The sequence below is a fragment of the Pedobacter sp. SG908 genome (genome assembly GCF_011759615.1).
Lineage (GTDB): Bacteria > Bacteroidota > Bacteroidia > Sphingobacteriales > Sphingobacteriaceae > Pedobacter > Pedobacter riviphilus.
Map to the genome: position 1 here is coordinate 289,252 of NZ_JAAOYY010000003.1, position 21,713 is coordinate 310,964.

Below are 21,713 nucleotides of genomic sequence, written 5' to 3' on the forward strand. Positions count from 1 at the left end.
GCGGCAAAAAAGGATCTCCCCTTCAATCCGGTTTAGAAAAATAGTTTTGTGCTGCTATTTAGGGTTGCAGGAGGATACTCATCCCCCGAAAAAATATTGCACTATTCTACCCCCAACAGCACGCCCGAAACATTCCATGCACTAGAGCTGGAGCCTTCTGGTTTACCCATTGGGATGGTTACTTTTATAGTGTGCGTACCTGCCTTTAAATCTCCTAAACTAATCCATTCAGGATTGGTAACTGTACCTGGACACCAGTTAGAACGGCTTAAATCAGATGAAGAAAGACCAGTTTCGAAATTTCCAGAGGCAGGGTTCGATAATCGGTACGAACCGCAATCCTGTCGCCATGGTGTAAAAGCGAATGCTTCTTTTTCGTCCAGCCAGATGGTATTTTTCCGTGGCACAAACTCATCGCCATTTCCCCAGCCGCCGTGACCTGTTGTAATGTAACGCAGTTTCGCATCTTTTAGGTCTTTTGCTAAGGTAAAAGAAACTTCCAAACCTTTATCACTGCTAAACATGGTGGCATACTCTTGTCCAGCCATTTCCATTACATTAGTCGAATTAAATAAGGGCAAAATCACTTCTTTGGCTTCCTTTTGTCTTCCACCGTTGTGCAGAGTAATATTTAAAGAAACTTTATGTCCGCCCTTATCATAGTTTCCAACAAAAACAGCTATCCAAACCTCTTTGCCATTTACCAGCGGAAACAATTCCGAAATATCCTGTCTATAGTAAACTTTTTCTGCCCAATTTTTATCCTTCAATTTTAAAGTATTGTATTTACCAACGCCGAAAGGGGTAAAAAAACGCATCAACTCTATAACGGGGTTATAATTTGCTGTGGCTACAACACCTTGGTATTGCTTTCCATTGCCATTATCGTAAACCGGTAGGTTTTTAACAGAGTTTTTAAGTGCATCCATTAAACTGATCTGTTTATCAGTCGGAATAATAAATACCGATCCTGTTCTATCGTATGCATCGCCGTTGGATTGTTCGGTTAAATCGACAAAAACATTGGGGTTAGACTGAAACTCGGGAAATTTAACTTTCCTGGCAATCACTGTCCCTCCCGCAAAACGGAATACAGAATCGTTCGATTGTGGTTTATCAATAAAATTAATCGTTTCGTTATTAAAAACACTAAGTGTGGTAAATCTGCTTTTCCAGAGTAAATCTTTATAAGTTAATCCATCAGTTAGTTTAGCACTTATTTTTTGCAGATCGATTGGTTTCGAATTTTTAACTTCTTCAATTTTTGTAGCAGTTACAAAGCTACTGCCATTACGCACCTGCTCCAACACCAATCCAAGATTCTGTCCTAAACTGGTTGGCGCGGCTTTTATACCGGCATCGTTAGTATACCATAGGTCTATTCTATTGGAATTAACAACTGTTGTGGCTTTTTTACAGGTGTAACCCAAAATCACTTTGGTTTCGTTGCTCAACTCAAAAGTTTGCTTACCAACTGCAACACTATCAGCAGTTGCAATCTGCTTATTTGCACCTAAATCGGCAACCTGAAATAAAATTTGTGCAGGCTTAGCAACAATGCTTTGTTCGTAAGGATATTTCGCCTTATTATCGAGGATGCTAGCATTGCTGATTAAATTTTGACTTGCCGAAGCCAATACCACTATAGCATTCTGGTCTTCTTTTGGTTTTCCATCTGAAGATCGGAAATAAATTATTTTATAAACCGCATTACTTTTAAGTACGGCTTGAGCTTGCAGTTTAAAAGAAAGAAAAATCGAAAAAATAAGGATGCAGATATGCTTCATATGGTTAAAAAACCAAATATAAGTATAAAAGTCAGAGGTCCGGAGTTGGAAGGAATAATTACATTCTAATAGAAAAGTCGTCTTTGCGAGGAGGAACAACGAAGCAATCTTACAACTATGGGTTATAGCGACCGCATTAAGATTGCTTCGTCAGCTGAAAAAGCCTTCTCGCAATGACGACCCGTCGAGAGGTGCTACTTCGTTACCGCTCCAACCTATCTTCTACGAAGGCAAAGGGCAGTAAACTTTTCACACTTGGTACTTTTAACACTTCTCCGTTTAGGCAATAAAAAATCACTTCAATTGGTGTATTTTGTTTACGTTCAAACTCTGCCATTACCTGTAAACAGCCCCCACAGGAGGTAATAGGTTTTAAAATCTCAAAATTATCAGTCTGGGCAGTTATGGCCATACTTTCTATAACTGCATTTGGGTAGGTAGCACCAATGGTAAAAAGTGCAACACGCTCTGCACAAAGTCCTGATGGATAGGCTAAATTTTCTTGGTTACTGCCCAATATGGTTTCGCCAGAGGCCAAACGGATTGCCGTACCTACTCTAAACTTGGAATATGGGGAATAAGACGTATTTAAAGCCTGCTTTGCAAGTTCACAAAGCGTTCTATCTGCTGATGTTAATTCTATAATACTTTCGTATTGTTCAAAAGTTATATTTAGATTTATTGAATTCATTTGTAACCGATTATTAAACCGCCAATATTAAATTTTTATAGCGGGCGAACAATTTAAGTTATTTTTTGTATTATTTAGTAAAAATCGCCGTAAAATTAATTTTAATGGCATGCATTTATCAAACACCAAACACACTTAGCTTTGAATAAATACGTACGCAAAAGTCTAAAAATTTTATTGTGGGTAATTGCTTCCATCATTATTCTGGTTGTTGGTTTAGCCCTATCTTTAAATATCCCGGCGGTTCAGAATTTTGTTAAAGAAAAAGCTATAAACTACCTTAAAAGCAAAACCAAAACTGAAGTAAGTTTAGAAAGCATTAAAATCGCCTTGCCAAAAGATGTGGTTTTAAACAAATTTTACATCGAAGACCGTAAAGGTGATACCTTATTGTATGCGGAAAAACTGGCCGTTGATATCAGTTTATTTAAACTGTTAAAAAACACCATAGAGGTTAACAATATTGAGCTGAAAAACATACGTGCAAATGTTAAGCGTATTAGTCCTGATACAACTTTCAACTTTTCGTTTCTGGTTGATGCTTTTATGAGCGATCAGAAAAAGACTGAAGAAAAAGTAGATAAAGACACTACCTCTACCCTTAAATTCTCTGTTGATAAAGTTTCTTTCGAAGATATAGGCATCAACTATCGTGATGATGTGGCGGGTAATGATGTAAAATTATACCTGGGTGCATTTAAAACCAAAATCAAAGATTTTGATCTGGCCAATCAGCATTATGTAATTAAAGAATTAAGTTTAGTGAACACTTCTTTACGTTATCTACAGCAAAAACCACTGGTACACCTCGTGCAGCATATTACCAATAGTGTTGATAGCAGTGAGAAAAAACAGGGAAAGTTACCATTAATAGAAGTGCAGAACTTCATTTTCAGTAAGGTAAAAGTAAATTACGACGATCAGCTATCCACTACCAAAGCTGTTGCCGACGTAAACGACCTGGGGTTGGTAAACCTGAAAGTAGATTTAACCAACAGTAAATATGCTGTTGATAATGCACATTTAAACAAATCAAATATTCTTTTTGCTTTTAAACCAGCGCCAAGTAACGATTTAAAGAAAGTTAAAGATACGGTAGTGCCCGAAAAATCGCCTTTGGGTTTAATTATTAAGAATATCAGCTTAGCGGACAACCATGTACAATTCGATAATCTTGGCGCTAAACCTACCCCAAAAGGCATGGACTTTAACCACCTAAAAATTAACCAGCTCAATTTAGGCGCCAGTGATATAAGTTACAGCGCTGCAGGTATAAAGGCCAATGTTAAAAATGGATCTTTAAAGGAAAAAAGTGGTTTCGTCTTGGATCAATTAAGAGGTGATGCAGTTTATAATGACAAACAGATCAAACTGAGCAATTTCATTTTAAAAACGCCTAACACTTCGATCGAAAATGCGACTGAATTAAATTTTACTTCGATGGAGGATTTAACCAAACATCCTGAACGCGTAAAATTGAATTTGGCTTTTAAGAACACCACCATCGGATTAAAAGATGCTGGCTTTTTCAGCGATGCCGTTCCAGCAAATTACCGTAACGAAAAAATAAAACTAACAGCAAATGTTAATGGTTATCTGAATAACCTGAATATCCCAAAACTGCAGATCAGCGGCTTGAAAAATACCCAGATTGATATTAGTGGAAGGGCAAAGGGACTGCCAGATATCAAGAAAACTTATCTCGATTTAAACATTAAAAAACTTCATGTTACCAAAGGAGATATCCTGGTGGCTGTACCTAAAAAATCTTTACCCCCAACAATCGAATTGCCAAACGTAATTGATGCGAAAGGTAATTTTACGGGCTCAATGACCGATTTTAATACCAACATGAACATTAATACCGATATGGGTGGTGCAGTTGTGGTAGCAGGAATGAAAGGTCCTAAAGGTAAAGAAAGTTATAAGGCAGACATTAGTTTAAATAACTTCAATGTAGGTAGACTCTTAAAAATGCAGCCAAAATTGGGTAGGATTTCGGTTAAAGCAAATGTTGCAGGTACAGGGCTCGATCCTAAAAAGATTAATGCAAAATTTAACGCAAAGGTTATTAGTGCTTACTATAATAAATATACCTATCGCAATTTAAGCCTTGCCGGCAATTACAGCAACCAAAACATCAGCATTAAAAGTAGCATGCCAGATAGCAATGCCAACTTTAATTTAGCTGCTAAAGTGAACATGACAGGTAAATATCCGGCGGTAAAAGCCGATTTAAATTTAAAACAGGTAAACCTACAGGCATTAAACTTTAGTCCAACGGTATTAAGTGCTGCAGGCATAGTTAAAGTAGACCTCGCCACTGCCGATGCCGATTATTTAAACGGATCGGTTGATATTACCAGCTTACAATTGGTAAAAGACAAACAAAAAATCAATGTAGATACGATTTCCATCCGGGCAAAATCGACCGCTACAGAAAATGAGCTGACCTTAAAATCTGAAATACTATCAGCTAAAATTGATGGCAAATACCAGCTCACCAAAGTAGGTGACGCCATTATCAACGAAATTAATAAATACTACGCCTTTGGTACCGTTGCTAAAGTTCCCGATCAGAGGTTAAGGTTTTTTGTACAAGTATATGATTCTAAATTATTAAAAGAATTTGTACCGGAGTTAACAGTATTCAAGCCATCACAGTTTTATGGATTAATCGATACACAAAAAGATAGCTTACAGATTAAGGGAAATTTCCCACAGGTGGTATATGGTGATTTTAAGGTAGATACCACCGTGTTAAACATCAATAACGACAACAGCAAATTAGGTTATAGTTTAACCGTTAAGCGTCTTCAAAGCCCATCTATTGCACTCTTCAATACCGAAGTAAGTGGCGAAGCAGCCAGCAATAATTTGGGCGTAAATGTTTTCTTACGAGACAGGCAGCGTAAAAACAAATATGTAATTGGTGGTAATTTCCAATCTATAAACAAAGATTTTAAATTCACCCTCGATCCACAGAAACTTCTGCTCGATTACCAGAAATGGGTGGTTTCGCAAGATAATTATATCCAGTTCGGTGCTTCAGGTGTATTGGTTAATCAATTTCAGATCAGCAATAGCGGCCAATCACTTTCCATCAATAGTAATCCTACCGAAGCAAATGCGCCATTGGCAGTAGAATTTAAAGATTTCCAACTAGAAACCTTAACCAAATTTGCAGAAACCGATACTACTTTGGTTGGTGGCCGTTTAAATGGAACTGCGAATGTTAAAGACCTGGCCAGCACACCAAAATTTGAAGCTAACTTAACCGTCGATCAGTTACGTTACCAAAAAGATCAACTGGGTACCTTGCGCCTGGCTGTAAACAATAATACCGAAAATGCCTTCGAGGTAAATGTGGCGCTAACCGGCGTGCATGAGTTAAGGGTTAACGGCTTCTATTATACTGCACCAGAAAGCGCTTTGGATCTTACGGTAAACGTCGATAAGATTGAAATGAAAAACATCGAAAGTTTATCTGCAGGCCAGCTTAAAAACGGTACAGGTACCTTAACCGGGGCACTTACTGTTAAAGGCGCGCTAACAGCTCCGAAAATTCTAGGCGACTTAACCTTCAACAATGCAGGAATCAAAGTGGCTTATGTAAACTCATATTTCCGTATGCCGAATGAGAAAATATCGTTTACAAATGAAGGCATCAGTTTTAATAACTTTACACTAATTGATTCCTTAAATCAAAAAGCAACAGTAAACGGAAAGGTTTACACCACCGATTTTAAAAACTACCGCTTCGGTTTAGATATCCGAACAAACAATTTCAGGGCAATCAATTCTACCGCAGCCGATAACGATATGATTTATGGCACGGTGTTTTTAACCAGCAATGTTAAGGTGCGTGGAGATTTGAACCAACCAGATGTAAACATGAACATCAAGGTAAATAAGGGTACAAAATTTTTCTTTGCTTTACCTTCAAGTGATCCGGCAATTATTGATCAGGAAGGTATAGTGCAATTTATTGATGCCGATGCTCCTCCCTTTAACGGGCAAAAAGCTTTAAAGGTTGACAGTATTAGCAAATCACCCATCAAAGGCTTAAACCTTGTGGCGGCAGTAACGGTCGACCCAGAAGCAGAACTAAACGTTGTGGTAGATCCCTCTACTGGTGATAATTTAAAAGTTAGAGGTGATGCAGATTTAAATGTAACAATGGATCCTAGTGGTAAAATCAGTATGACCGGCAGGTACGAGATTGTTGATGGTTCATACAATTTAACACTGGCCGTTGTAAAAAAAGAATTTAAACTGGTTAAAGGGAGTACCATTGTGTGGACAGGCGAACCTACTTCTGCTACTGCAAATATCACGGCACTATACGAAGTTAACGCGGCACCTATCGATCTGTTAAATCAACCAGATCTTTACGAAGCCAGAACCAAATTGCCTTTCCAGGTTTATTTGATGATAAAAGGGGAATTGTTGAAACCTACGATTTCCTTTAAGCTCGATCTGCCAGAAAATGAGCGTGGGGCTTTAAGTGGTCAGGTTTATACCAAATTGATTAATGTAAACCGCGATGAGAGCGAATTGAACAAACAGGTTCTTTCTTTACTTGCCTTAAACCGGTTTATTGCAAACAACCCCTTCCAAAGTTTGGCGGGCGGCGGCGGCGGTGTTTCTACGCTTGCCCGTTCGAGTGTAAGTAAACTGTTAACCGAGCAATTGAATAATTTAACCTCCGATCTAATTCAGGGTGTTGATCTAAACTTCGGTGTAAATTCATCTGAAGATTATTCAACCGGCTCAATGCAGCAAAAAACCGATCTGGAAGTTGGCTTATCGAAAAAACTTTTAAACGACAGGTTAACCGTTAGCGTAGGAAGCTCTTTTGCATTAGAAGGGCCACAGGCTCCAGGAGAAAAATCGACCAATATTGCGGGGAATGTAAACGTAGAATATGCACTTTCTGCTGATGGACGCTACCGTTTAAGGGCCTATCGCCGAAACCAGAACGATATGATTGTACAGGGACAGATTGTTGAAACAGGCCTAGGCTTTACACTAGTAGTAGATTACAATAAATTTGGAGAGATTTTCCAAAAGAAAAGGATCAGAAGAATAAGAAACATTGAACAGAAAGCACAAGATGAGAAAACTAATTAGACCGCTTTTATTTTTATTGGCCTGTTTAGTTTGGGCAGCTTGCAGCAGTACCAAATCTTTAAAACCAGGCCAGATTTTGTATACCGGTGCTGAGGTAAAAATCAATCCTGATTCATCCGGAAAAATTGACAATGAAAAACAGGTTAAAACCGATCTGGAAGCTAAAACAAGGCCACGTCCCAATAAATCTATTTTGGGTATAAAATTTAAACTGGGCATTTACAATCTTGCTGGCGAACCCAAAAAGCCAAAAGGTTTTAGAAACTGGTTGCGCAGACAAGGAGAAGCCCCAGTGTTATTGAATGATGTAAAACTGAAATACAACAACGATGTATTATCCAGTTACCTCATTAGCGAAGGATATTTACAGGCAAATGTTACCGGCGATACCGTTGTTAAAGAAAAAAAGGGTAAGGCCATTTATACTGCAGTTACTGGGCAACGGTATAAAATCAACAAAATTAATTTCCCGCCAGATACAGGAGTACTCACAAAAATCATTAATGCAAACAAAGACAAAACCTTGCTAAAAGTTGGCGATTATTATGATATCGATACCTATAAAAATGAGCGGATCAGGATTGATAACGATTTAAAAGAAAATGGCTATTTCTATTTCAGTCCAGATTATTTAATTATGCAGGTAGATAGTACCATTGGTAAAAACCTGGTTAATGTTTCGGTTAAGGTAAAAGATATCGCTCCTGATGCGGCATTAAAGCCTTATACCATTAAAAATATTAACATATATCCTAACTATTCTTTAAGGAGAGATAATACATTAAGAAAGCTAAAACCACTTCAGTATAATGATTTCAATATATTCGATGACCGAAACACCTTTAAACCAAGGCTTTTCGATCGCTTGGTGTTCTTCCAAAAAGGCGAACCTTATAACCGTAAAGATCATAACCAATCGTTAAACCGAATGGTAAATGTAGGTGCATTTCAAGATGTGAGGGCCGAATTTTTACCAGTTGATAGTTTCAAAAACAATCAGCTCGATCTGAACATTTATTTAACACCTTTAAAGAAAAACTCACTTACCTTTTCTGTTACCGGAACAAGTAAATCAAACAATTTCGTCGGCTCAGAGGTAAAGGTTACACAAACCACCAGAAACCTATTTAGAAATGCCGAGCAGTTAGACATCAGTTTAAGTGGTGGTTTCGAAACACAAACCAAAGGAACTTCATTAGGCAAAAACTCCCTGTCGTTAACCGCCGAAGGAAAGCTGACCTTCCCCAGGTTTATTGTGCCCTTTTACAAACCGAATAGTACCAATGCCTTTATCCCGAAAACCATTGCCTCGCTTTCTTACCAAATGCTTAACCGTGGTTCTGAATATACCTTACATGCATTTAAGGGGCAATATGGTTACAACTTTAAAGAGAATCAGTACAAAGAGCATAATTTCAACCCAATATCAATAAGTTACGTTTCAACCAGTTTTCCTGATACAGCAACCAGAGATAAAATATACGAACAAAATCCACTCTTAAGAACTACGTTAGAAAGTCAGTTTATTATTGGCAGCAATTATAATTTCACCTATACCAACCAGATGGAAGATAGCCGGAGAAATAACACCTATTTCTTTGGTGGTTTAGAAACCGGAGGTAATGTTTGGGGGTTATTTACCCCAAAGGATGAAAATGGCCAACGATCTATCTTTAACAAACCGTTAACGCAGTTTATCAGGGTAGAAGCCGATTTAAGAGACTATTATAAAATTACCAGAAACTTAATCTGGGCAAACAGGTTAAACTTAGGTTATGGTTATGCTTATGGAAACTCCAGCTCGATGCCATTTGTTAAACAGTTTTTTGCAGGCGGCAGTAACGATATCAGGGCTTTTCCGGCCAGAACACTAGGTCCGGGTACTTATAAAGTTCGAGACGATGCTATTTTTGCCGATCAGGGTGGTGATATTAAGTTAATGCTCAACTCAGAACTGCGTTTTAAGATAGTGAGCGTACTCTATGGAGCACTGTTTGTAGATGCCGGAAATATCTGGCTAAGGAAAGAAGATCTTGGAGAACCTGGCAAACCAGAGACGGCAAGACTTGGATCTGGTTTTAAGCTGAAAAATGCTTTTAATGAACTGGCTGTTGGTACAGGTGCAGGCTTACGGGTAGATGTCAGCATTTTTGTAGTCCGCTTAGATGTGGCTTTCCCTGTACGTAAACCATACTTACCAGAAGGACAAAGATGGGTATTTGATGATATCGCATTCGGGAATAAGGATTGGCGTAAACAGAATTTAATTTTTAACATTGGGATAGGATATCCTTTTTAATTTTTCGATGAAAAGAGTAAGAGTATTACATAAAATCAAATATTTTTTTGTTGCCATTTATCACCTTTTTATAGCCGCAGGAAAAGGTTTTATGGAAGATAGGGTAACTAAATTAAGTGCTTCACTTGCTTATTACACCATTTTTTCGCTTACACCGCTTATTATAATCCTCCTCTCTGCCGCCACTCTATTTTTGGGTGATAAAAAAAATGAGGAAACACGAGGGAAATTTTTTGGTCAGGTTACCGAATTGGTGGGTAAAGATGCAGCGGGCCAGATCCAGGGTTTTGTAGAACATGCCAACAAAACAGGTCAATCAACATTTAGTTTAGTAGTGGGAATTGTTGCACTTATTATCGGATCGACGGCTATTTTTATTGAAATACAGGATAGCATCAATATGATCTGGAAAGTAAAAGCTGTGCCCAAAAAAGGTTGGTTAAAAATGCTTTCTAACAGGTTATTGTCTTTTTCTTTAATCGTGTCGATGGGCTTTCTGTTACTGGTATCATTGGTTGTAAACAGTGTAGTGGTGGGTTTAGGTTCTAAATTGGCCAATCTGCTTTCGCAAAGCAATATAAACGAAGTGATTCCGGTTGCAAATGATACCATGGCATTGTTGATTTATATTTTAAACAATGTAATTACATTAGCTGCCGTAACGGCTGTATTTGCAGTGATATTTAAAGTATTACCAGATGTGATCATCCGATGGAAATCGGCAATAATTGGCGCTTTATTCACGGCTGTTCTGTTCAGTTTAGGTAAATATCTGATCGGGATTTATATTGAAAAAGGTAATCCAGGTTCGGCCTTTGGTGCAGCCAGTTCAATCATCGTTATTTTATTGTGGATTTATTATACTTCTATTATACTCTACTTCGGCGCAGAATTTACACAGGCTTATGCCGAAAAGTACGATAATGGCATTTCACCTAGTAAGTATGCCGTATTTACCAAAATTACTATTGTAGAAAAAAAGGTAGATGTATTGCCCCCACAACACCCGGAAGATACCGTAAAAGTACCTAAAGAATAAGTCGGTCGTCATCCTGAACTTGTTTCAGGATCTTTTCTACGCAACGCATTAACTAAGAAGTCAAGTTTTAAAAACTTGACTCTTTTTTTATGCTACTTCTTCCGTAATCACTTTAGGCTCTTCAGTTACTTCATCCTTCTCTATTCTTAGGTTACGGATAATGTGCTGTTGCCTGTCTGGCGTGTTTTTACCCATGTAATATTCCAGCAAACTTTTAATCGTTTGATCCTTCAAAATAACAGGGTCTAACCTGATATCTTTTCCGATAAATAACCCAAATTCATCAGGAGAAATTTCTCCTAAACCTTTAAATCGGGTAATTTCTGGTTTATTGCCTAGTTTTTCAATTGCATTTTTACGTTCTTCGTCGCTATAGCAATAAATGGTTTCCTTTTTATTGCGCACCCTAAAAAGCGGTGTCTGCAAAATATAAACATGGCCTGCTTTTACCAGATCAGGGAAAAACTGAAGAAAGAAAGTCATCATCAGCAAACGGATGTGCATACCATCCACATCGGCATCTGTAGCAATAACGATATTATTATAGTGTAAGCCATCTAAACCATCTTCGATATTTAAAGCGTGTTGCAGTAGGTTAAACTCTTCATTTTCGTACACTACTTTTTTTGTCAGCTCGTAACAGTTTAGCGGCTTCCCCTTTAAACTGAATACCGCCTGGGTATCTACATCACGCGATTTTGTGATTGAGCCTGAAGCCGAATCGCCCTCAGTAATAAATAAGGTGGTTTCGTAACGTTTCTCGTGCGTAGTATTAAAATGCACCTTACAATCACGCAGTTTTTTATTGTGTAACGAAGCTTTTTTGGCCCTGTCATTAGCCAGTTTTTTAATTCCTGCAATATCTTTACGCTCCCGTTCCGATTGAATAATGCGTTTTAAAAGTGCATCAGCAACGTCAGGATGTTTGTGCAAGTAATCATCAAGCTCTTTTTTAACAAAATCGTTAATAAAAGTAGCTACCGATGGACCTTCAGGCCCCATATTCTGTGAGCCTAGTTTTGTTTTAGTCTGCGATTCGAAAACAGGCTCCTGTACGCGCACAGAAATTGCCGCTATAATAGATGAACGCACATCGGCCGCATCAAACTCTTTTTTGAAAAACTCCCGAACGGTTTTCACTACCGCAGCTCTAAATGCCGCCTGGTGGGTTCCGCCCTGTGTAGTGTGCTGTCCATTCACAAAAGAGTGGTAATCTTCGCCATACTGTTGACCATGGGTCATGGCAATTTCGATATCTGGCCCAATCATATGGATAATCGGGTAACGAATTTCTTCCGGCTTATTAAATTTAGAAAGCAAATCGTATAGACCTCTTTCCGAAAAATATTTCTGGTTATTGAAATTTATAGTTAAACCAGTATTTAAGAACACGTAGTTCCAAACCATACTCTCTACAAAATCAGGAATGTAGTGGTAGTTTCTGAAAATGGTTTCATCCGGATAAAAAGTAATGGCTGTACCGTTACGCTGAGTAGTATCAATAACGGGTTGTTCGTTTACAATTTCTCCTTTAGAGAATTCTACCTTTTTTGTTTTTCCATCACGGTACGATTGTACGGTAAAACTGGTAGAAAGCGCGTTAACTGCCTTGGTACCCACACCATTTAAACCTACCGATTTTTGGAAGGCATTACTATCATATTTACCGCCAGTATTTATTTTGCTTACACAATCGATTACCTTACCCAATGGTATACCACGGCCGTAATCGCGTACATTCACTTTTTGCTCCGAAAGCGTAATTTCGATGGTTTTTCCGGTACCCATTACAAACTCATCGATAGAGTTATCTACAATTTCTTTTAGCAAAACATAAATACCATCGTCTTGAGCAGAACCATCGCCAAGTTTACCAATGTACATCCCCGGACGAAGCCTGATGTGCTCTTTCCAATCTAATGAACGAATACTGTCGTCGTTATAAACTACTTCTGCCATACTGTTTTTATCTGTTCTTCAATGAAAACCCCTGCATTTTTGGTTTGCAAAGCGATGAAGAATTTGTAGAAATAACCCTGATGATTGAAATAAAAATATTTTTAAATACGTTCTTCAGAATTATTATACAATAATAGATTTATTCTTTGAGGCTCGCAAAAGAAAATTTCCACATGTAAACAATGGATGGCGAGGTTTCATTTGCTTATCGGTTTAATTACCTTTGAAAACTGCCAATCGGCAATTGCCAACTGATTATGCTCATAGTCTCTTTTCCATCTTACATCATTCTCTCACTCAATCATTCAAATTTCCCTATCTTCAACCCAATATTCATAATTCTATTTAATGCAACAAAAGAAGCAACTTTCGCTATTCGATTTATCCATGATTGTGGTGAGTTTGGTTATTGGAATGGGGGTATTCCGTACGCCTGTAAATGTAGCGGCGAAAGCACAAATTCCGGAGTTATTTTACCTGGCTTGGTTTATTGGTGGCTTTGTGGCTTTTTGCGGTGCATTAACCTATGCCGAAATTGGTTCGCGTTTTCCGGTAACAGGCGGGTATTACAAAATATTTTCAGCGGCTTATCACCCTTCTATTGCCTTTGCCATTAATTGTATTGTAATCATTTCGAGCGCCGCATCTGTAGCGGCAATTTCAATTATTGGTGCAGAATACCTGAGCAAAATTATTTTACCTATCGATAAACAGAATGAAACCTACCGCGTTACCATTGCCATTACCACCATTTTGGTGTTTTATTTCATTAATCTGTTAGGCTTAAAAGCGAGTGCTAAAACACAGAATGTATTAACGGTCATTAAAATTGGAATGATTTTAACACTCATCTGCGCTGTATTTTTCGGCGGAAAAACACAAACCATTACGCCAATTTTTAAAACAGCAAACAGCACTTTACCAACCTGGTCTGATTACGGAAAAGCATTAGGTTTATGTTTAATTGCCGTTTCTTTCTCTTATGCGGGTTATGCACAGACCATTAATTTTGGTGGCGAGGTTAAAGAAGCCAAGAAAGTAATCCCGCGTTCCATCATTATCGGCTTAACTATTATTGTGATCCTTTATTTGGCTATTAACTATGTATACGTAAAGGTTATCGGCTTCGAAGAATTAAAATCAGCAGAAAGTATCGCGGCGATATTAGCCTCGAAAATATTTGGTCCGGCAGGATTCAACGCCCTTTCTGTAATTATTTTTTTCTCGGTAATGGGTTATGTAAATGTAAACCTATTGAGCAACCCTAGAGCAATGTTTGCCATGGGCGAAGAAGGTGCCCTGCCAAAAATATTCAGCAGAATAAATAAAAAAACAGCGGTAATTACCATTAGCTTAACAGTTTTTACATTAATTGCCGTGGTAATTATTTTCTATGCAAAAACCTTCGACAAGATTTTAAACTATACCATTTTCCTGGAAAGCATTAGCATGGCCAGTTCTGCAGCCACGATTTTTATCCTCAGAAAAAGAACAGCACATCTTGATAAAAAAACCATCTATACTGTTCCTTTATATCCTATATTGCCTATCATATTTATTGCCGCTTATACCTTTGTTGCCTTCAGTATTTATGCTGATGATCAAAATGCGGCACTTAATGGTTTATATATTTTTGTTGGCTTTCTCGCGATTTATTTTGTGAGCAGGTGGTTTAAGAAAAAATAGTTTTAATTTGAAAAGCAATTGCAGTGCTAGTCGGTTTCGATAGTCCCGCCATACGCTACAATCTTTTTGTTATTGTCATCCTGAGCCTGTCGAAGGAGCTACAAAAAGTATTTCTGCTCCTGTCGGGTTTAAGATAGAAAGGCAGACCTAAGTAAAATAAACCTGATTGGAATGAACATGAAGCGCAGCGGAATAAAATGGAAAGCAGGACTGATTTAACTGATTAACACAGAAACCTGCTTTACAAAAAACATAAAAGAACTTAAAATAATTAATGAACAAAACACTCTCCTTAAAACAAGAAATTGCTTACGCCGCAGGTATGATTGGTTGGAGCACGATGACAAATATTATCATTGTAATGCTTCCTTATTTCTACCTTCCGCCAAGTAATGCTGGTTTACCACCCTTGGTGCCGCAGCTTGTTTTATTGGGTGCATTTAATATTCTTTCTATTATTGCTGCCTCAGGTAGATTGGTAGATGCCATTTACGACCCCTTTATTGCATCTAAAAGCGATGCAAGCACCAATAAAAATGGCCGTAGAATGCCTTTTATGAAATGGGCTATTATCCCAGCAATGCTTTTCTGCGGACTGGTTTTCTATCCGGTCCAAAAAACCGAAAGCCTGCACAATGCCTGGTGGTTAACCATTACGCTTTGTTTGTTTTTTGTATCGGTTACCACTTATATTATCCCCTATAACGCTTTACTGGCCGAAGTAACCAATACGCCAAGACAGAAAGTTAAGCTGTCCAGCTATCAACAGGTGGGCTTTGTCATCGGCATTATTTTATCGGCTTGCACCAACAATTTTGCCGATCTCGTTGAAGACAATTTCCACGTGGCCAACCGTAGCGAGGCCATCCAGATTGCCATATGGGGTTTATGTATTTTATCGGGCCTGGTGATGTTATTACCGATTTTTTTCATCAACGAAAAAGAATTTTCGACGGCCAAACCTACCCATATACCTTTATGGCCTGCAATAAGGAGTACCTTTAAAAACAGCAATTTTAAATATTACCTGATCTCTGATTTTGCTTTTTATACCGCATTGAGTATTATATCAAGCGGTTTATTATTTTTCTGTACCGTTTTATTGGGACTGCCAGAATCAGAAGGTGGAAAATTTATGGGTGCCATGGTTTTGGCTTCCTTGCTGTTTTACCCGCTGGTTAATTTTGGCTCTGCTAAAATTGGTAAAAAACCTTTTGTATTACTGGCCTTCGGTGTACTTTGCTTAATCTTTGTAACCATTTTCTTTTTGGGCAAATTACCATTAGGTCCGCATACACAGATTTACATCCTGGTACTATCCGCTTCATTCCCCTTAGCGGCGCTCGGTATTTTACCCACGGCGATCTTAGCCGATATTGCCCAAAGAGATACTTTAGAAACCGGTGAAAACCATGAAGGTATGTTTTTCGCCGTGAAATACCTTTTTGTAAAACTCGGTCAAACCTTAGGCATAGCTATTTTCGCCATGCTTACCATTTACGGCAAAGATCCAGGAAACGATTTCGGGTTACGATTGAATGGAATTGTAGGTTTCGGACTTTGTTTAATTGCCTTATTGTTTTTTAGCAGGTTTAAAGAGGAGAAATAATCCGTCCGTAAAATACTATAAAAAAACGCATGGACAGACATCAGCCATCCATGCGTTTCATTTAAACAAATCAGGATTAATAACCCGGGCTTTGTTTTAGAGTACCGTTACTTCTATCAATCTGATCTTGAGGCAAAGGAAAATAATCATCCCTGGCTTCAATGGTAATGCCTTTTAAGTAGTTAAAGTAGCCACCTTCAAAAGAAAAATAACTCTCGAGGGTTTGTTTGGCTATACCCCAACGTACCAAATCAAAGAAGCGATGGCCTTCCATTGCCAATTCCAATCTGCGCTCGAAACGCACCGCATTTCTGGCGTAGGTATCATTTGGAAATGAGATGTACTGGCTAACTTTGTAGGCCGCCGCTGGCGTTCCATTTATATCACGAGGGGTTATTTTAGCTGCCCTGGCCCTTACTGCGTTTACCAAAGTTAAGGCCCTGGGCAAATCGCCTTTTTCTACCGCACATTCTGCCGCCATCAGATAAACATCAGCTAAGCGGATCAGGTTTACGTTTAATCCGGTTACGTTAGAACTCCCCGGGGCTGTTCCGCTAGAAATCTGCGAAGCATCAATGGTATTCTTAACAGCCAGAAAAGGGCCGCCATTGCTGGCATCGCGAATCCAGGTATCGCCAGGCATTAAACCCCAATCGCGATATGGAACGCCACGTCTTCCTATTGTCGATTCGATTCGTGGATCTAAAGCTAAAGTCTTATCTACTGCATAATTTGTTTTATCGGTTCCGGTTAATCCATAATCAGATTTATATGGATTAGTCCGATAGCTGCCATCCAGTAGCGGTAAGCCAAGGGCATCTACCTTAAAGGAGTTGGCCAGATCTATGGTTGGCTGGAAGAAACCACAACAGTTAATCGGCGCATTGCCGTACGGGAAGTTAAGCATATCGCCTACATTCCCATTATCTCCGCCAGTACCATCGGTTCCAACTGAATGTTGAACAGACATAATCGTTTCTGGTCCGTCTTCTTTGGTAATATCAAAATTATCGGTATAAGGCATATCAACCAAGCTCGGCCTTGCCAAAATTACGGCATTCAACAAGTCATAAGCTTCAGTATATTTCTTTTGGTATAAAAATACCTTGCCAAGATAAGCCTGAGCAGCATATTTATCGACCCTACCTTTTTGATTTTTTGGTTTGGTTGTACTTAAATTGGCTACGGCAAACTGAAGATCATCTATAATATTAGGATAAATGTCTTTATCATTAGGAACAAAAGTACCGCTATTGGCCTCGGTAACATAAGGTACCATTTTAAATATACGAACCAAAAAGAAATAATAATGTCCGCGTAACAATCTGGCTTCGCCTTGAATTTCTTTTGCACGGGCATCATCAAATTTGGTCGATCCCGAACCTGCCTGTAAGCTAGCAAGGACTTTTAAAGTACGGTTACAGCGTTGAATTCCTTCAAAACATCTGTTCCAGATATTCGATAAATTATCATTTGTACTGGTTGGCGAATGCTGTTCAATGGCATTCATAGGCGGCTGATCTCCTGTGCTACTCCCTTTATGCGCATTATCAGATGCAACCTCGCCAAATAACCATTGGCTTGGTGCGGCACCATAATTACCCCATGTTCCGTCTAAATTACCATTAAGTAAACTATAGGAGCCTATTAAAAGTCCTTCAACCCCCTCCTGGCTCATTAACTGTTCCTCGGTGAGTTCGCCCTGCGGTTGCAATGCTAAAAAATCCTTCTTGCAGGAAAAAGTACTGCAAATTAATAAGGAAAGAAGAATATATTTTATATGTTTCATTTTGATAACTTTTAATTAAAATCCAACATTAATACCGATTAAAAACTGACGTGGTGAAGGGTAAACACCCTGATCTACTCCTGGAGCAGAGAAGCCATCTACAATTTGACTTATTTCCGGATCCAATCCGGTGTATTTAGTGATGGTAAATACATTGGTTGCACTAACATACACCCTAATTTTACTGATGCCAGAATTTGGCCCAAAAGTTTTAGCGGTTGGGATAGAGTAGCCAATTTGCAAATTTTTCAACCTTAAAAAACTTCCGTTCTGAATGTAATAACTCGAAGAAGCAAACTCCAGATCAGAGGCTCCGGCATAAGCAGAAGGAATCAGGCTTGATGTATTGGTTGGACTCCAGGCATCAAGTAATCTAACACTTTTTGCTCCATCAAAAGAAGGAAAATCTGTAAAATAGCGTGTAGCTTCAAATATATCATTTCCTTTTACACCATATAAGAAAGCCGAAATATCAAAATTCTTGTAAGATGCGTTCAAATTTATACCATAAGTGAAATCAGGATGTGGACTCCCAATAATAGTCCGATCTTTTGGATCAATAATACCATCACCATTAATATCCTGATAACGTAATCCACCAACCCTGGCACCCGAATAAGAAGGGTTATTCTGGATATCGGCGGCACTCTGATAAATTCCTGCAGTTTTATATCCAAAAAATGAACCCAGTGGCGCACCTTCCTGTAAAACACTGGTTTGTAAGCTCCTATAATTGCCATAAACCTGATTGAGAATACCTGGTGCCAACCTTACGATTTTATTGTTATTTTTTGAGAAATTTGCACCAATATCAAATTTAAAAGGGCTATCAGCGCTTCTTCCATAATGATAAGCGACATTAAATTCGACCCCTTTATTACTCATATCACCAATATTTACAAAAGGTGAACTTCCCATTCCTACAATGCTTGCTGGTAGCGGTACCGGGTAAAGCATATCAGTCGTTTTCTTGTTATACCAATCTACTGATCCATCAACAGCTCCACCTAACAAAGTAAAATCAAGACCAATATTTAGGGAGTTTACAGCTTCCCATTTTATATCAGGGTTTTGATAGGCATTTTGTCGCACACCAGTTGTAAGACCATTACCGCCACCAAGAGCATAAGCTGAATTAACAATAGAACTTTGAAATCTATTGATATATTGATACCCTGGTATCCGTTGGTTTCCGGTTTGGCCATATCCAACACGAAGTTTCAAATCGCTAATCCATTTGATACTTTTCATAAACTCCTCTTCAGATAACCTCCATGCAGCACTTGCTGCCGGGAAATTACCATACTTATTAGCAGAACCGAAGTTAGATGAACCATCCCTACGGATAGTAAAACTGGCGAGATAACGATCATTAAAGGAATAATCGAGCTTTGCAAACACGGAGAATAGTGACCCTATTGCTCCGCTACTGGCATTGCTGATGTTTGAAGAACCTGTATTCAAATAATAATAATCCGGATTGCCCAAAAGAAAGAAATCATTTCTTCCTCCAGTTAATTGTCTGGTTCTGGATCTGATTGCCTCCGTACCAATTAATGCATTTAAACTGTGTTTTTCAGCAAATTTTTTGTTATAATTTAAAGTATTAGTCCAGGTCCATTCCGTATTATATCCTTGGATTTCGCTTAAATTATTTGAATTATTGCCTTCAGAGAATTCCAAATTTGGATAACGCATAGATAAGCTATTGTAATTCTCGTAACGTATCCCAAAATTGGTTTTTAATACTAAACCCGGAATAATATCACCCTCACCGAAGATATTCCCAAAAAAGAAGTTGTTTTTATTAACATTATCCTTTGCTCTGAATAGAAATGCGAGTGGATTCTCTGCATTTCCCAACTGACTACCGCGGCTACCGGCAAAATTTCCGGCAATGTCGTAAACCGGGATAATTGTTGGGATCCGGTATGCCCATCCTAAAGCACTTCCCTGATCCTGATAACCACCGGGAGTATTCGGGTTAACGCCAAACCCAACACCTTCAGAGTAACTATATTGTGCATTTTCTCCGAAACGTACTCTTTTATTAAAAGCAGATATCGCAGTATTGGATCTAAAACTATAACGTTTAAAACCTGTGTATTTTATTGTTCCTTTTTGGTTCAGGTATCCGGCACTAATAGAATAGGTTGCATTGTCTGAACCACCCAGCGCGCTAATATTATAATTCTGAACTGGTGCAGATTCGGTTATCTCATCAAACCAATTGGTACCTTGCTTATTTGCTTTTGTAATCTGATAAAACAGATTTGGATCACGGCTATAGTTGTACTTGGAAGGATCTGCATCTGCGGCAGTAACATTCTGACCAAGTTTTAAACCTGCCACCAAATATTCAGGCAATACCGGTACCGTACCCGAACCATAGTTATCTCCAGCAGCAACAGGCTTTCCGGCATTAGTATACCCATTAAATACATATTGAGCATATTGTTGAGGATTCATCATTTTTGGGAAGCTATTTTTTCTTGGCAACTGTGTGCCATAGTAAGAATCAAGCGTAATTTTTGGTACTCCGGCCAAGCCTTTTTTAGTGGTAATAATTACCACACCATTATTTGCTCTTGAACCATAAATAGAAGCCGAAGAAGCATCTTTCAATACCTGCATGCTTTCGATATCATTCTGGTTAAGCCATGATAGTTTTCCCTCAAACGGAACTCCATCAATTACGTAGAGTGGGTCATTATTATTAATGGTACTAAAGCCCCGGATTCTGATTTGTGGCGTTGAACCAGGAGCCCCGTCATTTACAATTTGTACCCCTGTTGCTTTTCCTTGCAATGCTTCTACAGCGCTGGCTGCAGGCTGGGCCTTTAACAGTTCCATGCTTACCACAGCCACAGAACCAGTTAAGTCTTTCTTCCGCTGAGAAGAATAGCCAGTCACTACAACCTCTGTTAGGTTATTATTGTCGGCTTGTAAAGTAACGGAGATATTGGTTTGATTTCCTACAGCAATTTCTTTACTGCCGTAACCTACAAAGGAGATAACCAACACATCGGTAGGTTTTACGCTCAGCGAGAAGGCGCCATTTTCATCAGTAGAGGTACCACCGCTGCCATTTTTAATTTTGATTGTGGCACCAACCACAGGTAATTTGTCATCACTGGCAATAACTTTACCAGTGATTTTTGATTGGGCCATGGCGCCAAGGGCAAATAACATCCCCAAACACAAGAGAAGAAAACTCCTCTTGATACAAGATAGATTTTGTTTCATAGGTTTATATTGATTAGGTGAAATAATGCGTACTCGTACAGCCGATGCGCTTTTAGATTAATAAGCTAACAGCATCAGTTTATCGCCATCAGTTACGACGACATATTTAAGTGGCTTAGTTTGCCGGATTGCGGCATACAAGAAGAATGGATTTCTCCTGTCAATAGGTAATTTTTTCTCATAAGTAGGTGGTTAGATAGGCTTGTAGATATTATTTTATTTATGATTACATAGTGATATTTTTTAGTAAACAATGCATTAGTGTATAATGTACACTTCAATAAAAATAAATATACATATAAAAAATAATTATAATACAAAAAAATACATTTATAAATAGACTATAAAATACTAACTAAAAGGATTAATGCGTTAAATCAATAACAGCTACGTGTAATAAACAACGATTTGAGGTTACATTTACCAAATAACATATTGTCATACATTTTTTGTATCTTTGCCGCCGAAGCAGGAA

General features: G+C 38.4%; 10 protein-coding genes. 5 read left to right on the forward strand and 5 right to left on the reverse strand.

The annotated features are described in order from the left end of the window. Nucleotides 1–101: 101 nt before the first annotated feature. Nucleotides 102–1,787, reverse strand: coding sequence for a PNGase F N-terminal domain-containing protein (locus FHT21_RS21940; protein ID WP_208399014.1), 1,686 nt, complete (start codon nt 1,785–1,787; stop codon nt 102–104). Between the two features lie 202 nt (nt 1,788–1,989). Continuing rightward, nucleotides 1,990–2,478, reverse strand: coding sequence for a cytidine deaminase (locus FHT21_RS21945; protein ID WP_167296873.1), 489 nt, complete (start codon nt 2,476–2,478; stop codon nt 1,990–1,992). 141 nt (nt 2,479–2,619) lie between these two features. Here FHT21_RS21945 and FHT21_RS21950 point away from each other — a divergent pair, with 141 nt between their 5' ends. Genes FHT21_RS21950 through FHT21_RS21960 form a run of 3 tightly spaced genes read left to right on the forward strand, consistent with a single transcriptional unit; the run spans nt 2,620 to nt 10,949 of the window. Continuing rightward, nucleotides 2,620–7,611: a translocation/assembly module TamB domain-containing protein gene (locus FHT21_RS21950; RefSeq protein WP_167296874.1), complete on the forward strand. Its 4,992-nt coding sequence runs from the start codon at nt 2,620–2,622 to the stop codon at nt 7,609–7,611. Next, a complete protein-coding gene (locus FHT21_RS21955; protein WP_167296875.1) occupies nt 7,595–9,910 on the forward strand; it encodes a BamA/TamA family outer membrane protein in 2,316 nt (771 codons plus the stop codon). Before FHT21_RS21950 ends, FHT21_RS21955 begins: the two co-directional genes overlap by 17 nt. A 7-nt stretch (nt 9,911–9,917) precedes the next feature. Then, on the forward strand, nt 9,918–10,949 hold the full coding sequence (locus FHT21_RS21960; protein ID WP_167296876.1) for a YihY/virulence factor BrkB family protein: 1,032 nt from the start codon (nt 9,918–9,920) through the stop codon (nt 10,947–10,949). Between the two features lie 87 nt (nt 10,950–11,036). Here the strand turns inward: FHT21_RS21960 and FHT21_RS21965 are convergent, their stop codons facing one another. After that, entirely contained in the window at nt 11,037–12,908 is a 1,872-nt protein-coding gene (locus FHT21_RS21965) for a DNA topoisomerase IV subunit B (protein WP_167296877.1), read from the reverse strand. A gap of 348 nt (nt 12,909–13,256) precedes the next feature. Here FHT21_RS21965 and FHT21_RS21970 point away from each other — a divergent pair, with 348 nt between their 5' ends. Together FHT21_RS21970 and FHT21_RS21975 are read left to right on the forward strand one after the other, a co-directional pair. Then, nucleotides 13,257–14,594, forward strand: coding sequence for an APC family permease (locus FHT21_RS21970; protein WP_167296878.1), 1,338 nt, complete (start codon nt 13,257–13,259; stop codon nt 14,592–14,594). A 274-nt stretch (nt 14,595–14,868) separates the two neighbouring features. Beyond that, on the forward strand, nt 14,869–16,203 hold the full coding sequence (locus FHT21_RS21975; protein WP_167296879.1) for an MFS transporter: 1,335 nt from the start codon (nt 14,869–14,871) through the stop codon (nt 16,201–16,203). A gap of 76 nt (nt 16,204–16,279) precedes the next feature. Here FHT21_RS21975 and FHT21_RS21980 read toward each other — a convergent pair whose 3' ends face one another. Both FHT21_RS21980 and FHT21_RS21985 read right to left on the reverse strand, forming a co-directional pair. Beyond that, complete coding sequence (locus FHT21_RS21980; protein WP_167296880.1) at nt 16,280–17,992, reverse strand: RagB/SusD family nutrient uptake outer membrane protein; 1,713 nt, start codon at nt 17,990–17,992, stop codon at nt 16,280–16,282. Between the two features lie 15 nt (nt 17,993–18,007). Then, nucleotides 18,008–21,238, reverse strand: coding sequence for a TonB-dependent receptor (locus FHT21_RS21985; RefSeq protein WP_167296881.1), 3,231 nt, complete (start codon nt 21,236–21,238; stop codon nt 18,008–18,010). Between the last annotated feature and the right edge of the window lie 475 nt (nt 21,239–21,713).